Source organism: Paenibacillus sp. BIHB 4019 (genome assembly GCF_002741035.1).
Lineage (GTDB): Bacteria > Bacillota > Bacilli > Paenibacillales > Paenibacillaceae > Pristimantibacillus.
In genome coordinates this window covers 5,563,319-5,579,810 of record NZ_CP016808.1, presented here as the reverse complement: position 1 = coordinate 5,579,810, position 16,492 = coordinate 5,563,319, and the positions used below count along the sequence as shown (strand labels likewise).

Sequence of the window (16,492 nt, the reverse complement as noted above, 5' to 3'; positions counted from 1 at the left end):
GCTCAGCCCTTTCCGTATTTTGCTATAGCCTGCTGCAGCTCCGGATGCCGACTTGCATACTCCGCGAGCGGAATGCCTTGAACAGCAGCTTCCCAGCCCTGCTTCATGCTTGCAAAGCCAGCCGCCGCCCCTCCCGGATGGGCCAAAATGCCGCCGCCAGCCAAATGCATCACATCTACCGTCCCTGTTGCTTCATAAGTAGCCGGAGCAGTCCCTGCCCATTGTGCCGAGGATACGACAGGCATCGTCCCATAGCCGCCATACATGGGCTTCAAACAAGCGCGAATGGAGCTGACAACCGAGCTGTTGCTTTCATAAAATTTGCTGTCCAGACCGTTCACATGCAGATGGTCGGCTCCTGCCAGACGGCACAGCTTCTGATAAGCTGGAAAAGCGAAGCCCAGCAGCGGGCAGCGCGTCATCATGCCCCACTGATTGCGATGGCCGTGAATCGGCACCTCGCTGTATTTGCTCAAGTGGGCAAGCCCCGCCAATCCGACGCTCATTATGCTGACCATGACACAGTTGCCGCCTGCCTTGACGACCAGTTCATGCCCACGCTCCATTTCATCGATATCACCGGTAATATTGAAGGCGTACATGATTTTTTTGCCTGTTGCATCAGCCGCCCGGTTGACGGCATCCATGACTGCACTTACCCGCTGTGCAAGAGGAGCATAGGTTCCATTAGCATTCAGTTCATCATCCTTTATAAAATCAAGCCCCGCAGCCGAAACGTCCATAATCATCTGCTGGAGGTCAGCCATGGGAAGCCCGATGCTCGGCTTGACAATCGTCCCCATAATCGGACGGTCATACACGCCGGTTAGCTCACGAGTACCCGCGATGCCAAACTTCGGGCCGGGGTACCTTGCTGCGAATGCTTCCGGCAGCTCCAAATCGACTAGCCTCAGTCCGGACAATTCCTGCAGCTCGAACAAATTGCCGGCAATTGCAGACATTAAATTCGGAATGGACGGCCCAAAATTGTGCAGCGGAAAGGAAACCGTTACCTCTCCGCGCCGATAAAGACCGTCATGACCCAGCGGCGTTTTGGAGCCCGGCAGCGTCGGAGCAGGCACAGGCGGAAGCTCGACAATTTGTTCAATTCGCGCCCCATGCCGCTCCTTCAGCTGATCCGTCTCACCTGGCACCGCTGTAAAGGTGCCCGTTGATTGCTCGCCCGCAATCACCTCGGCAGCACGTTCCAGCGTATAAGGTGTCTCTATCAAATAGACAGCCGTCACTCTTTCTTGTTCCACGCTATTTCCCTCCCGCTAAATATGCCTTTGTCCCTTGCTGTAGCTGTTATTGCTAAAATCATTGCGGCTAAAGCAGCCCTCGCTCTGCCAGCATCTCTTTAATTTGCTCGGCAGCAAGCCGCGGGCTGGATAGCACCGGCTTGCCTGTCGCCTCCCGTATAGCTCCCTCCATCCGAGCCATTGATCCTTGGGCCAATACGATGGCATCCGCTTTATCGCTAACCGCAAGCGCCGTCTCCAGCAAAATGCGGTCATGCTCCGCCGGGTTTCCTCCTACCAGCGCATCGAAGGCTCCGACTGCGAGACCATTCAAGATGGAGACCTCTTTCCCAATGGCCTCCGCCTGCTTTGCCAAAAATCGCATCGTCGGTTCCAGAGTTGAAGGCAGCGTGGCCAGCACCGCAATTGCGTCGTATTCGGCCGCCGCCTTGGCCGTCATCGCCTCATCGATTTTAACGAGCGGAATGCCAAGCTGTCCCCGCACAGCATCAGCCACTTCGCCAACTGAGGAGCAGGTATTCAGAATAATATCCGCCCCCAGCTCCTCCCCATGCTGAAAATATTGCGTCAGCCGCTTGCTCACTCCCGCTGGAATATGCCCCGCCTTGACGACATCGCCGATCAGGCTGTCATCAATAATGTTGACCAGCCGCACGCCCGGCAGCACCTCCTGAAACACAGCCTTCAGCGGATCAGCAAGCCCTTGTCCGGTGTAAACCGCAACTACCGTTGTCATACTCCCAGCCTCCCATTCGAACAATTATTGAACCTGTACTTTAACCTGCTCTATAGAATTGACAGACTAGTAGACTAGCTGTGCTACCAGACCAGTTCGTTCTCCACTCGCCGCATGCTGGCTTCGCGCATCGGCGCTTTATCATGCACCTCTCGGCCGCTGTAGAACGGATGATGCTCCCCTTCCGGAGAAATGCCAATGACATCATCGCCTTGCCACTGGGTTATGAACGTTTGCCCGATTGCAGTTTCAACCGTCTGGCGGCGCGAAAGCGGGAATGTAATCGTAATGGTTTCTCCAGCGGATGCTGCGCCAAGCAGCAGGAAGCATTCATTCACCCAGCGGCTCGGCTCGCTGCCTTTGCCCTGCTCCGTGCTGCCGTTCAGCTCGCGGGTAAAGGCTACCTTCGCGAAGCCCGCCCATTCGGGAATGCGTACCTGCAAGCGCGGAATATCGCGGTGGATATGCAGCACCAGCTTGCCTTCATGCGGCAAATAGCTGTCGACATCGAGCCATGCCGAGCTGCGATTGAGCAGGAAATTGACGCTGACCGTACCCTTTTTCTCAGTAACGGTGTTGCTCCAGCCCATGAACAGCCCGCGCGTGCCCGAGCCGAGGCAGCAAATTTGCAAATCATTCGTATGTCCCCGCCCATGGTTGACGTTGCAGCAAAAATCATTCGGCGCCGAGTAGCCGGCAAAAGCGCCCCGCGTCCGCTTTGCAATATTTTCATGCGTAATAAGTCCAGGAATGTTGCCGGATCGGTCTTCCGTTTCCTTCACCCAGTCCATATCGAGCAGCTGCGATTCGGTAAGGTGATTGCGAATATAACGCTCGGTCACGCCCCAGTAACGGGTATAGCCGCTTTGCGCGAGCGTAATGCCCGTGGCGATTAGATCGACCAGCGAGCATGTTTCATGCTCGTAGGCCTGCTCCTTCATGTCGCCCGGCGTCCAGCCAAAGGCGGTACATTGGGTAACCGCCCAAGCGTAGCTTTTTTCCACAAAGCTGAGCAGCGCCGCATCCCCTGTAAATACGCCAAACCGCGCCAACGCATCAAGCGTGCCGAGCCTCGTATGAAAATGTCCGCTGCGATAAGCGAGCGCATCGTTAAAGCTGCCGTCGGCGTTAAACACGCCGCTGCGCTGCACGATGAGCGCGGTGAAAAACTGGCACAGCTCGAACGCATCCGCATTGCCTGTAAGCTCATGGTATTTCAGCAGCGGCATAACGAGCCGTCCGCAGAAGGCAGCCGGATCCGGCGCAAGACGAAGCATGATACCATTGGACGAAGGCCAGCCGCCTTCCTTATATTCCGACGCCGGATAAAACCACACATCGCGCTCCTTAATCGCAATCCGTTTAAGCGCCGCAACATGGTTATCTGCCGCCTCCTTCACCAACGAATCACCCGTCTCCATAAACCAGCTCGTCAGCGATAAAATGACCGCACGCTGATCGATTAGATTCGCATTCGGCTCCCAGTTGAAATTCGGGTTCGTCTGGCGATAGCTAAGACCATCCTCCTTGAAAAAAGAGAGCAGATTCGCACGATATTTCTCCTCCGTCTCCTTGCCAAACGTTTCCCCCGACATATGGCGGGCCAAAATCATCCCGTCCACCATTCGACCATGAGATGAGCCATAGTCCCAATCCCCATGTGTCAAATTAGCTGGCTCCTTCATCAGGTTTGCAGCAAAAAAAGGGATATCGTTGTAGTCGCGGTCTGCCATTCCAACTATCGCATTCATCGCATGTCCGGCTCTGTCCGCAAGGGTCAGCGTATCTGGTATTTGTCTCGTTTGCATCGCAAGTCTCTCCCCTATCGTTTATTGCGGCGTTTTTCCAGCTGCGCCGCGGTATTCGCCAATCGTTTGCCCGGTTTTCTTTTTGAAAATTTGACTGAAATAACGGTAATCCTCATAACCGACAAGCTCCGCTATTTCGTAATTTTTATATTGCGGATAACGCATCAGCTCGGTCGCCTTCGCAATCCGGTATTCGGTTAAATAATCGACAAAATTGCTGCCCGTCGTTTTTTTAAACAACCGGCCTACATAATCGGCATTCAAAAAGCGGCTTTCCGCGATTTGCGGCAGGCTAAGCGGCTGGTCATAATGCAGCTCGATCAGCTTTTGGAGTTCACGGACCAGCTGCTCGCCATGCCGCCCTTGGCTGCTGCCGCGCCGGGCAGCAACAGCGGGCAATATTTGCTCCTCGAACAGCCGCTTAACCGATACATGGTCTTTGCGCAGCCGGATCAGCTCCATGTAGGCGAGCGCGCTTTTCCCGCTCAGCTGCTCGAGGCTTGTGTCCGCCGCTTGAAGCTGCCGCTCCAGTGCATGCACCAGCATGGAGGCGCTGCGCCGCAGCCCATCCACCGTCCGCGACGGGGCTGCAAGCGCTGTGAAAAAACGGTTGAATTCCGCCTTCATCTGCTCCACGTTGCCAAGCTGCAGCTGCACGAGAAACGCTTGCTCCAGCTCCGCCGGATAAAAATCGGCATTTGCAGCACCTATAGGCAAATGCTGCTGTTGCTTACTCGGCTTCTCCTCCAGCTCAAATGCACACTCCACGAATCCCATGATCGCCATTTCTCCCAGCTGCCTCCCATCCAGACGCTGCTGGAGCTTGCTGTAGACAGCTGGAAGCTGGTTGGCAAGACAAGGCTTGCTCCCAGCGATCATGCTGTAGCTTGTGCCCGTCTCCTCATGCAGCATGCCTTGAAGCAAAATCGCAAGCCGCTGTATCTCCACAGGCTCGAAGCGGCTGCCAAACAAGCAAATGGCTATTTCGCCGAGGTTGACAGGGGATGCGGCTGCAACAAACGACCAGCCTCCATCAAAATAAAAGGGCTGGCTTTGCTGCAGCGACCGCTCTATTTTCCCAGCTGCCTCTTGAATGCCAGCCTGCTCTGTATAATAGTCAGGCTGAGCGAGCAGCAGCAGCGCTTTATTGCCTGAGCCCTCTCCTGGAAGCTCAGGCAAACACTCCGTCCTTAAAGCTGTATTTGTCTGTATAATGCCTGCCGCCTGGGACGGAGCATTTGCTTGGTTCTGACTCTGTGCAGCCTGTTCGCCGCGCAGCAAAACGTCCAGCAGCCAGTTTCTCCGGCTGTCCCGATGCTGCTGCTCTTGCCGCCTATCTCGTTCATCCAGCACCGCCAGCGCCTTGCCAAGCACCGTAATCAGCTCCTCCCGCTTAAGCGGCTTGAGCAAATAATCAAACGCCTTATGGCGGATGGCTTCCTTCGTATATTCGAAATCCGAATAGCCGCTGACGACGATCGTCACAACGTCCGGCAGTGATTCGGCCAGCAGGCCAAGCAGCTCCTTGCCGTCAAAGCCGGGCATGCGCATATCAAGGAACAGCAGGTCGGGCTTATGCAGCAGCGCCAGCTCGTAGCCTTCTTCGCCGTCAACCGCTTCACAGGCAAGCTCAAGCCCCAGCTCCTCCCATGGAATCATTTGAATAAGTCCCCGCCGTATCCAGCGTTCATCGTCCACAACCATGACCTTGCGCATAACCCTCGCCCCCCTTACGGATGCCCTCTTTTATTTGCTTAGCCTTTCACAGAGCCTGCCGTCAGACCGTCAATAATGTAGCGCTGCAGGAACAAATAAATGATCAGCACCGGTGTAATGACGACGATCATAAAGGCAAATACAACGCCCCAGTTCGTGCTGTACAGCGTAACAAAGTTAAATACTTGCAGCACAATCGTCCATTTCGTGCTGTCCGTGACCAAATAAAACGGGCCGAAAAAGTCATTCCATACCGACACAATGACGACGATCGAGACGGTAACAAGCACCGTGCTGATGAGCGGCAAAATAATTTTAAAATATAGCCGGAAGTAGCCGCAGCCTTCCAAAATCGCCGCCTCATCCAGCTCGCGCGGCACCGATTTAATAAACCCGACAAGCAGAAAGACAGCAAACGGCAGCAGCACCGCTGTATAGTACATAATGATGCTTAAGTAGCTGCCTTTAATGTGCAGCAAATCCATTAGCCGAATCGTCGGAATGATCGATACCGGGACAATCAGCCCCATAATGAAGGCAAGATAGACGCCTTGCAAAAACTTCCCGCCGCGCCGCTGGATGACAAACGCAGCCATCGAAGCGAAAAAATTGACACTGACGACGACGAGCGCCGACAGCAGGAAGCTATTTTTGAAGCCACGCAGTAGATTATCCTGATTAAATACCTCTTCATAATTGCTGAACACCCAGTTGCTTGGCAGCGACAGCCCGAACAGCGCCGACTCGCGGATATCCTTAAACGAGTTAATAAATATCATAAAAAACGGAATAAGTATGAGCAGGGCGAGGCAGATCGCGAGCAGCTCTAGCAGCAAAGGCGAATATTTTCGGCTTCTCACATTTCCACCTCCCTCTTCTTCATCGCCAGCAATACCGGAATGCCGACAAGCGTGACCAGCACGAACAACAGCATGTTGATCGCCGTCGCATAGCCCATTTCACCTGAGCTGAACGTATTGCGGATGTACGTGTAAAATACTTCCGTCGTATAGCCCGGACCGCCTTCGGTCAGCACCATGACGATTTCGAACACCTTCATCGAGCCAATCATCGCCAGCAGCACATTAACCGTGAACGCCGGAGCGAGCAGCGGAAAAACAACATGCTTGAACCGCGTCCAATAATTCGCCCCATCAATGGATGCGCTCTCCGTTAAATCCTTCGGAATGAACTGCAAGCCCGCTAAATACACGACCATCGAAAAGCCAGCTACCCGCCAAATATCGGTCATAATGACGGTGAACAGCGCGAAGCGCGGATCGTTCAGCCAATCCTGGACCATAAAATCCATGCCCAGCAGCCCGAAAAACTGGTTGACGATGCCATGCTCCGGATGATAAATCGCCCGGAAAATGTAACCGATGACGAGCGGAGCAATAACATACGGCATAAAAAAGATCATCCGAAGCAGATTGCGCAGCTTCAGCTTTTCATTCAACAATAGCGCCAAGGCGAGGCCAACTGCATTTTGCAGCAGCGTAACGGCGGCGGCGAAAATAAGGGTGTTTATAAAAGCCTGCTTCAGGCGGGGCTCGTTAAACAGCTCCTTGTAATTTTCAAGTCCAATAAACTTAATTGCATCGGCGTTAATATTCCAGTCGGTAAAGCTGTAATAGATACCGATAATGGTTGGCGTAATGAAAAACAATAAAAATACGATGACTGCCGGAAATGAAAAATATAACGGATATTTGCTTCTCTCCATAGGGCTTGCCCTCCTGCTCCTGTCCTGTTTGGCCGGGATGGCGGGGCGACGCCTCGATCTCCTTGATCGTCTTGCTGGCCTCGCCCGCAGCACCTGTCCCGTCCGGTAATTAACAGCTTCGGCTTGCCCTGCTGCCGTCTCTGTCCTTTATTTTTTGCTCAGCTTATTTATTCAAAGCCTTCAAGACGCTTCGAGTTGCCGTCCTTCACATAGTTAGCATCCATCTCTTTAATCGCGGTGTCCACGTCGCCTGTGATGTGGAAGTTTTGCAGAATTTTGCCCAAGTCCAAAAACGATGCCGTCAGGCGGTTCTGAACATTAACCTTCGATTTGCCTTGATCAATATAGTCTTTAACCGTCTGCTGCATCGGGTACAGCTCGCTCGTTGCATCCTTGAACACCGGAATGCCCGGCTGGCTTTGGTAGAAGATATTGACGCTTTCCTTCGAAATCATAAATTTAACCAATTCTTTGGCTGCCTCCAGATTTTTCGCCTTCGACGGCACCATCAGCTGGTTCGGAGGCGTAATCATAGCTGTACCCGTATCTGTTGCAGTCGGGAATGGGAAGAAGCCGATTTTATTCGTTACAAAATCTTTGCCAAATTTCTTCTCAAGCTGCGGCAAAATGCCGTCCAGCATAAAGGCCATCGCTACCTTGCCTTCGCCCAGCTCGTTTTGCAGCTCGTCGAATGTGCCGGAGAGCGTATTTTTCTGGAACAAGCCGAGATCCTTAATTTCCTTCGATTTTACAAAAAGGTCCTTCAGCGCCGCGATGTCCGACAGCTTCAGCTGATTGACGTTCAGCTTCTGCACGCCTTCGTCGCCAATTTCCTGATCTACCTGGCTTACCCATCCGGTCAAATAAAACACTTGCGTCGGCCAGCCATCTTTTACCCCTTCATAAAACGGCGTTACGCCATCGCCCTTCAGCTTTTTAGCGATTTCAATTAAATTCGCGTAATTTGTTGGAGCGGCAACGCCCGCTTTTTCAAATACATCCTTATTGTAAAAGACGCCCATCATGCCGGTTTTGCCGAATGGCACGCCATAGGCTTTGCCAGCCGTATCCTTTTGGAAGTCTACAATCGTATCGATGACATTGTCCCAAACCCCAGCCTCGCCGGACCATTCGTACAGCGTCTCATCGGCTCTGAGCTTTACATATTGCTTCGTGCCCGGCTGCATGAGGAATACGTCAGGGAAATCTCCCGTCGAGAAGCGGGTTTTCAGCATATTGTCATAGTCGCCGCCCGGCAGCGCTTGCACCTCGACTTTATTGCCTGTCTTCGCTTCAAATTCTTTGAAGATAAGATTGTAAGGCGTGACATCCTCCGTATTCGGAATCAGAAAGGTCAGCGTAACGGGCTTTGCTGACGGCTGCGCGGACGCTTCGGCTGAGCTGCCTGCTGTAGCTGTTCCCTCTGGGGTATTCGTGCTGCCGTTGCTGCTGCCGCAAGCCGCTAGCGAAAATGCTCCCAGCATCAGCGCCATTGTGAGGTAAACCGCTTTCATCTTTCTCATGATAAGACACCCTCTCCTTCATAATTACCTGCACCTTTATTATATTGAAAGCGCTTCCCGGTCTTCTGTACACGATTTTGACTTCTAATGTTGAAAATTCCGACTTTTATGAATGCGCTTCCACTTGTTCGGGAATAAGGAGCTTAATTTCGGTTCCTGCACCTTTACGGCTGTTAATATAAAATTCAAAGCGGTCGCCATAACGAATTCGATAACGGGAATAAACATTTTGCACCCCAATGCCGCTGCGCGTATCTGAGACCATTCCTTCGCTTTGTTGCAGCGGAGGCTTCAAGCTGCTTCTGATATCGGCCAAATGCTTGTCGGATATGCCTACCCCGTCGTCTTTGACGGTGAGCGTAATGCTGCCGCCCTCTCTGCTGACGATTATAGCTATTGTACCTTTGCCGCGCTTGCGTTCAATACCGTGGAATACGGCATTTTCAACGAGCGGCTGGAGCGTCATTTTGAGCATCGGAAAGCTGTATAGGTCGTCATCGATTTGCTGTTCAAAGGAAATTTTGTCTTCAAAGCGTATGCGCTGAATGTTCATATAGGCTTCAATTTGGACAAGCTCCTCCTGCAGCGTGACGATTTCATCCTTGTTTTTCGTATTGTAGCGAAAAATATCAGCGAGCGACTGCGCCATTTCACTAATTTCCTGCACTTGGTAATAGTCGGACATCGCCCGGATGCTGTCGAGCGTATTGTACAGAAAATGCGGATTGATCTGCGAATAAAGCATGGCAAGCTGCGCCTCCTGCAGCTTAATCTGATTCACATACCGCGTCTCAATCAAATTTTGCAGCTCATCCTGCATCGCATTAAAGTTCATCCCGATTCTGCCGATTTCATCATTGCGGCGCACCTCGACGCGCACCGAAAAGTCGCCGCGTTTAATGCGGTTAACCGTTTTGTACAAGTCCAGAATCGGCTTCGTAATCCGCTGCCCGAACAGTATCGAAATAATCAGCGTAATCGCAAAGGCAATGAAAGCGGTAACAATAACGGTCGTCTTAATGATGTCTAATGCGCCAAAAATATCATGCTTCGGCACGACAAGCACGGCCTTCCAATTTGAATAAGCGGAATTCGTATAGGACACTAACCGCTCTTCTCCATCCAGGCTGAGCCAAAACTTGCCCTGGCTGCCACTAATACGGCTTGTCAGTTCCTTCCCTCCGGCATAACGCTGCGCGTCACCTGACGCATAAACAAGCCGATTGCCTTCGTCAAGAATGACGATGCTGCTGTTTGGCGAAAGGCCATCGTTGCGGCCAATGCTGTTGAACAGCTCAGCACGATATTCGGCTCGCACTAAAATAAATTGCTCGGGATTGGAAAAATCGCGAATCATAATAGAGGAAAAATAGGCCGTTTCTCCATCAACGGTCCGGTCTGCTTCCGGGATGAAGCCGCTGTAAAACACTTCGCCATCCTTCGCCACCGTCTGGCGGAACCATTCCGATCCCCGCACCTTCGCCGGGTTATGCTGTCCGCTCTCATCCGAGGAGCTAAGCAGCTCGCCGTTGCTATAATAAATTTGAAAACGCAAAAAATCACGGATTGGCGTTACATTAAAGCTTTTCAAATACAAATCGCCGATTTTTTGCCGGAACAAGAAACGTTCGCGATCGCTAAGCTCGGTGTAACGGTTAACGCCGTCAATATAGCTTTGCTCATTGTAGGAGGCCAGCAGCAGATTGCGCTTGCTGTGAAAATCATTGTCCATATTTTTTTCAATTTGCTGGACAAGCAGCAGGCTGGCAGCCTCCGCTTGGCTTGCCATCGTTTTGTAGGAAATATAGAAGGATACCGAGCCGACCAGCGTAATACACACCAAAATAATAATAAAGTAGCTCAGCAACAGCTCATTGCGCAGCCGAATAACAATTCCCCCTCAGGCCATCATGTTTTATTGTTATTATAACGAATCGGACGGGCCGAACCTATACCAAATAGTGACTAGCTTAAAAAGCCCAAAGCCGCTTCTCTGATGCGAGACGGCTTTGGGCGAATCCATTTGCTCCTTTTTATTAGCAGACTTGGCTAGACTTTGACCTGACTGGCGAAGCAGTAGGAGCCAGAGCCGATTTCCAGCACCGTTTGGCTGCCCAAGGCTTCAATCAGCTTAACATGGTGCTTGCCAGAAGAACTCGTTGGGAATTGGTCCGTTGAAGGGTCTTCAAGCGTGCCAACAGATGCTCCATCAATCGTATGGACCGTCCCAGGAATGTAAACCGATGCCGTCGTATTAGCGGGAATGATTACGTTAAGTTGGAACTCGCCGGATTTATCGATTTGCCAGTCTACTTCGATTTTTCCATATAACGAAGCAAAATGGGATTTCACAAAAGAAAGGCCGCCGCCCGGCTGGGGACGTATAATGGCATGACGGAAGGCAGGTGCTCCCTTGTCTGCTTCAATGCCTGCCATATAGCGGAACATCCACTCTCCAACCGAGCCTAGCGAATAATGATTGAATGAATTCATCTGCGGCGTCTGGAAGCCATTTTCCTCCGTCCAGCCATCCCAGCGCTCCCAAATGGTCGTCGCTCCATGCTTGATGGAGTACATCCACGATGGAAAAGCTTCCTGCGTCAGCAATTGGTAGGCTACGTCAAGGCGGCCGTTATCCGACAGCGCGGGCAGCAAATAACCAACGCCAAGGAAGCCTGTCGTCAAGCGGTTGCCGCGGCTGGCAATATCCGCTGTGAGATGGTCTACTGCCTTTAACCGCAGCTCCTCCGTCAGCAGGCCAAATTGCAGCGCAAGCACATATACCGTCTGCGTCTCCCCATGGATACAGCCCTCCTCCGTTACAAAAGCACGGCGGAATGCTGCGGCAATGCCCTGAAACAGCTGCTCCAGCCGGTGAACATCGTCCTCCTTGCCCAGCACGCCGGCAATCAATCCAAGCACCTTCGTGCTGTAGGCAAAATAAGCAGTTGCCAGCACCTCGTTTGGCGTATCCGCATCAATGGACAGCCAGTCGCCATAGTTGGCATAGTTCGGCCTTACAAGCTCATCGGTCGTTGCGTGCAAATAATCGACCCATCTGCTCATCGCCTCATAATGCGTTTCCAAAATGCGCACATCCCCATACATTAAATACAGCGTCCAAGGGATAATGACGCCCGCATCGCCCCAGCCTGCGTTATCCGGCGCATACCAGTTCAGGCGCGTGCTCCAGTTTTTATAGCGAATCCAGCCTGCATCCGGCGCCACATCGGTGAAAGCGCCCGACGGCTGCTGGCAATCAATCATATCCCACATAAATTTATTGAAAAACCTTGCCACGTCCATATTGTACGAGGCTGTACGCGCAAATATTTGCGCATCCCCCGTCCAGCCAAGCCGCTCATCGCGCTGAGGGCAATCGGTCGGTACCGACAAAAAGTTGCCGCGCTGCCCCCACGTAATGTTGGAAAACAGCTGATTAACCATCGCATTCGACGTTTCTAAATGTCCGGTCTCCGGGGTGTCTGAGTAAACGACCTTGCCTACAATCGTATCCAGAGTGGCTTCTCCGGGAAAACCAATCAGCTCCACATAACGAAAGCCATGGAATGTAAAATGCGGCTCATAGCATTCCAGCCCTTCGCCTTTAAGCGTATAATGCTCCTGCTGAACAGCAACGCGCAAATTTTCCAAATACAGCGAGCCATCAGGACTGAGCATTTCCGCATGGCTGATCGTGACCGTTGTGCCGCTCTCTCCGCTAACGCGAAGCTCCGTCCAGCCGACCATATTTTGCCCCATATCAAAAATATAGCTGCCGCTCGCTGTCCGCTCCATCCGAACCGGACTAATCGTCTTCATTACTTTAATCGGCGGTTCGTTAGACGCCACCAGCATCCCGTTATAGCCAGGACGGACATCCGGCTCCTCCCACAGGCTGTCATCAAAGCCCGCTTCCGACCAGCCCGCCATTTCAAGCCGTGCATCATAAGCTTCGCCCATAATAAAATCGGAATATAAAATAGGACCTTTGCCCACCTTCCACGTATGATCGGTTGCGATGCTCTGCTCTGTGCCGTCTTCATACTCCACATTAACCTGCATCATAAAAAACGGACGTTCCCCATAAACCTTTTCACCTAGAAAACCGACCGTGCCTGCATACCAGCCCTCTCCAATAATGACGCCAAAGGCGTTATCGCCTTCTTGCAGCAGCGGCGTAATATCGTAAGCCTGCACCTGCGAGCGGACATTGTAATCGGTAAAGCCGGGGGCAAAATAATCCCCCACCCGCTGCCCATTAACATACAGCTCGAACAAGCCGAGCGCGGTCGCATAAGCCGTTGCGCGTCGCACCTTGCCGCCCAAGGCGAATGGCTTGCGCAGATGCGGCGATGGCTGTCTGCCTGCTGCCCCCTCATCATGCTTGCGGCCAATCCATTTTCCCCGGTACGCTGCCCGGTGCAGCAAGCCTGCCGTCCAGTAGGCTGGCTCGCTCCATGCCGATACGCGCCCATAATTGTCCCACACGCGCACCTTCCAGAAGCATTCGGCTTCCGCCTCAAGCGGGCTGCCGCCATATTCCACCTGAATCGACTCGCTCGATTGTGTTTTTCCACTATCCCAGCGATCGCCATCATTTGCGGCCAGCCGTTCTTCGGAAGAAGCGACAAGCACTTGATACGCCGTTTGGCGGACGGAGCGCTCCTCCGAGCACAGCTTCCAGAACAAGCGCGGCTTAGCCGCTTCAATACCGAGCGGATTCGTCATATATTCCGTTTTGCAATCTTCAATGGTTAATGCCATTAAATTTCAGCCTCCCGCAATTTTTATCGATTTACACGTTTTATCGCTTCACACGTTTCCTTCTGTTTGCTTCTCATGCTTCATTCTTATGGTTGCTCCTGTCCTGTCTCTGGACTGTTATGAACCAAACGCTCATGCAGAAAATCAACGATATGCTGCACCTGCATTTGGCCATCCCCATGCTTGGCCACGCCGAGCTTCATTTGGAGCAGGCAGCCAGGATTGCTTGTGAGCAAATAATGGGCCTTTGTCGCATTGGCGTGCTCCATTTTGTGTTCCAGCAGCCCGGCTGCCAATTCCGGCTGAACAATATTGTAGGTGCCCGCCGAACCGCAGCAGCGGTCAGCTTCGAACATTTCCACATACTCAGCACCGCTTACTTCTCGCAGCAGCTTCCGCGGGGCATCAGCAGAACGCATCACATTGCGCAAATGGCAGGAATCCTGATACGTAATCCGAATCGGCTGTTCCTTCGCCTGGGCGGCAGCAAGCTTGCCGGAGCGGATTAGCAAATCGCTAATATCCACCACACGCTTCGCCAGCCACACCGCACCTTCCCGCCACTGCTCATCCTCATGCAGCAAATGATCGTATTCCGTTAAGATAGCCCCGCAGCCGCCCGCGTTGGATACGATATAATCCACACCAGCAGCCTGAAAAGCGGCAATGTTCCTCCTCGCTAGTAACCGGGCATCCTCCGTCTCCCCGCTATGTGCGTGAAGCGCTCCGCAGCAAGCCTGCGTATCCGGTATGATGACCTCAAAGCCAGCTTCCGTCAGCAGCTCCACCGTCTTGATGTTCGTTTCCGTGAACAGCATATCCATGAGGCAGCCGCGGAACATGCCTACTGTAGCAATTTTCATCCCTTTGGCCGGATGATGGCTGCCGATTTTCTGGACGATGCCTTTGCTTGAGGCATCCGGCAGCACCTTCTCCATCTCGCCCAAATGCGCCGGCAGCAGCTTCATAACGCCAGAGCTGCGCGCCAGCTTGCGAAGCCCGGATTGCTGATACAACTGCATCGCACCGCCGAGCAGACGCACTCGCTTCTGATGAGGGAAAAGCTGCTTGAACACCACCTGCCGCAACGGCTTCACCCACCACCGGTGGCTATCGGTATGCTCTTCAATCGCCTCCCTCGTCTGCTCAATGAGCTGGCCATATTTCACATCTGCCGGACAAGCAGGCTCGCAGGCACGGCAGCCGAGACAATGGCTCATCTGCTCCTCAAAGGACTGGTCGGGCAGCATTAAACCATCGGTAACCGCTTTCATCAATGCGATGCGGCCGCGCGGCGATTCCGCTTCAATGCCCGTTTCACGAAACGTTGGGCAAGCAGGCAGACAGAAGCCGCACCGCATGCAATTCGTCAATTGATCCTCATCGAGCCGCAGCTTGAGCTTTCCCGCAAGCTGAAGCTGCGGGGAGCGCGGCGTACTGCATGCTGGTTCCGTTTTAACCATGCTGAAGCACCACCCTCTTGCGTGACTGTTTGGCAAATATTTTGCCGGGATTGAGCAGCTGATGCGGGTCGAATGCCTGTTTAACAGCCTTCATCACTTCGATGCCGGCGGGACCGACCTTCCATTCGAGATAAGGGGATTTTACAAGGCCGACGCCATGCTCGCCTGTAATTGTCCCTCCAAGCCGGATGGCTGCCTCGAAAATTTCCTCAAATGCCGCCTCAACGCGGTGAATTTCCTCCTGATCCCGCGCATCAGTCGTTGCCGTAGGATGCAGATTGCCATCGCCCGCGTGGCCAAAGGTACAAATGGTCACCTGATGCTTTTGGGCAATCCGGTTAATTTCCAGCACCATTTCGGCAATTTTGGAGCGCGGCACCGTCGCATCCTCAAGAATCGTCGTTGGCCTTAATCGTGCCAATGCGGTAAAAGCACTACGACGTGCCGTCAGCAGCTTGAGCGCTTCCTCCGCACTTTCAGCGACGCTGACGCTATGCGCCTGCTCGCTACGGCAAATTTCTTCAATCCGGGCAATATCCCGCTCTACCATTTCAGGTTCTCCATCCTGCTCAATGAGCAGAATCGCCTCCATATCAAGCGGCAAGCCAAGCTTGGCAAAGTCGTCGACCACCCGCACCGTCGCATTATCGAGAAATTCGAGCGTTGAAGGAATGATGCGGTTTTCAATAATTTTGGAAACGGTTCGCGCCGCGCCATACAAATCCTTGTACATCGCAAGCATCGTCTTCTTGAACTTCGGCGGCGGCACAAGCTTCAGCGTCGCTTCGGTAATAATCGCAAGCGTCCCTTCCGAGCCGACGAGCAGCTTGGTCAAATCGTATCCGGCTACATCCTTCATCAGCTTGCCGCCGGTACGAATAATTTCGCCGCTTGCCAGCACAGCCTCAAGGCCAAGGACGTAATCTTTGGTTGTGCCGTATTTCAGCCCGCGCAGCCCGCCGGAGCATTCGGCGATATTGCCGCCAATCGTCGAAATCGCCATGCTGCTCGGATCGGGCGGATAAAATAAGCCGAGCGACTCCACATGGGCGATAAAAGCTTTCGTAATCATCCCCGGCTGCACGACGGCTACCAAATTTTCAAGATCAACCTCCAAAATGCGATTCATTCGGTGCATGACCATCACGATGCCACCCTCTACAGGAACCGTACCGCCGCATAAGTTCGTGCCCGAGCCTCGGCCAATAACGGGAATGCGATGCGTATTCAGCACTTTCATAATTGCGCTCACCTGCTCCGTATTCGCGGGATAGATAACGCCGTCAGGCAGCGCTTGAAGCATCGGAGTCCCATCATAAGAATGGGTGACAAGCGACTGCGGATCATCTTTATAAAAATCGCTTCCCACTATAGCAAGCAGTTGTTGTCGGATCGTTTGCTGAAGCATATTGATGTCCCCTTCCATAAATTAAAGCTTCCATCCCTTAACCAATTAATTAATCAGGTCATCTGATGACTTTAAATTAAAAA

The 16,492-nt window shown here is 52.7% G+C and carries 11 protein-coding genes; all 11 read right to left on the bottom strand.

The genetic code is table 11. From position 1 onward, the window contains the following. Positions 1 to 2: 2 nt before the first annotated feature. The 11 genes from BBD42_RS24350 to BBD42_RS24300 all read right to left on the bottom strand — a co-directional run bounded on the left by BBD42_RS24350 (position 3) and on the right by BBD42_RS24300 (position 16,409). Complete coding sequence (locus BBD42_RS24350) at positions 3 to 1,262, bottom strand: ribulose-bisphosphate carboxylase large subunit family protein (RefSeq protein ID WP_099520252.1); 1,260 nt, start codon at positions 1,260 to 1,262, stop codon at positions 3 to 5. Positions 1,263 to 1,329: 67 nt separating this feature from the next. Continuing rightward, a complete protein-coding gene (locus tag BBD42_RS24345; RefSeq protein WP_099520251.1) occupies positions 1,330 to 1,998 on the bottom strand; it encodes an aspartate/glutamate racemase family protein in 669 nt (222 codons plus the stop codon). 83 nt (positions 1,999 to 2,081) lie between these two features. Further along, the gene (locus tag BBD42_RS24340) at positions 2,082 to 3,806 is read right to left on the bottom strand and encodes a hypothetical protein (protein ID WP_099520250.1); all 1,725 of its coding nucleotides are present in this window, start codon (positions 3,804 to 3,806) and stop codon (positions 2,082 to 2,084) included. Positions 3,807 to 3,827: 21 nt separating this feature from the next. Further along, positions 3,828 to 5,522, bottom strand: a complete 1,695-nt coding sequence (locus BBD42_RS24335; RefSeq protein ID WP_099520249.1) for a response regulator transcription factor — start codon at positions 5,520 to 5,522, stop codon at positions 3,828 to 3,830. Positions 5,523 to 5,560: 38 nt separating this feature from the next. After that, complete coding sequence (locus BBD42_RS24330) at positions 5,561 to 6,382, bottom strand: carbohydrate ABC transporter permease (RefSeq protein WP_099520248.1); 822 nt, start codon at positions 6,380 to 6,382, stop codon at positions 5,561 to 5,563. Then, complete coding sequence (locus tag BBD42_RS24325) at positions 6,379 to 7,248, bottom strand: carbohydrate ABC transporter permease (RefSeq protein ID WP_056040622.1); 870 nt, start codon at positions 7,246 to 7,248, stop codon at positions 6,379 to 6,381. The genes BBD42_RS24330 and BBD42_RS24325 overlap by 4 nt, the downstream gene beginning before the upstream one ends. Positions 7,249 to 7,415: 167 nt before the next feature. Continuing rightward, positions 7,416 to 8,771, bottom strand: coding sequence for an ABC transporter substrate-binding protein (locus tag BBD42_RS24320; protein ID WP_099520247.1), 1,356 nt, complete (start codon positions 8,769 to 8,771; stop codon positions 7,416 to 7,418). Positions 8,772 to 8,877: 106 nt separating this feature from the next. After that, positions 8,878 to 10,638 (bottom strand): sensor histidine kinase, encoded by a 1,761-nt coding sequence (locus tag BBD42_RS24315; protein ID WP_099520246.1) that lies wholly within the window; start codon positions 10,636 to 10,638, stop codon positions 8,878 to 8,880. 182 nt (positions 10,639 to 10,820) lie between these two features. Continuing rightward, positions 10,821 to 13,538: a glycoside hydrolase family 78 protein gene (locus BBD42_RS24310; protein ID WP_099520245.1), complete on the bottom strand. Its 2,718-nt coding sequence runs from the start codon at positions 13,536 to 13,538 to the stop codon at positions 10,821 to 10,823. 86 nt (positions 13,539 to 13,624) lie between these two features. After that, complete coding sequence (locus BBD42_RS24305; protein WP_099520244.1) at positions 13,625 to 15,001, bottom strand: (Fe-S)-binding protein; 1,377 nt, start codon at positions 14,999 to 15,001, stop codon at positions 13,625 to 13,627. Continuing rightward, a complete protein-coding gene (locus BBD42_RS24300) occupies positions 14,994 to 16,409 on the bottom strand; it encodes an FAD-linked oxidase C-terminal domain-containing protein (RefSeq protein ID WP_099521779.1) in 1,416 nt (471 codons plus the stop codon). The genes BBD42_RS24305 and BBD42_RS24300 overlap by 8 nt, the downstream gene beginning before the upstream one ends. Positions 16,410 to 16,492: the final 83 nt, after the last annotated feature.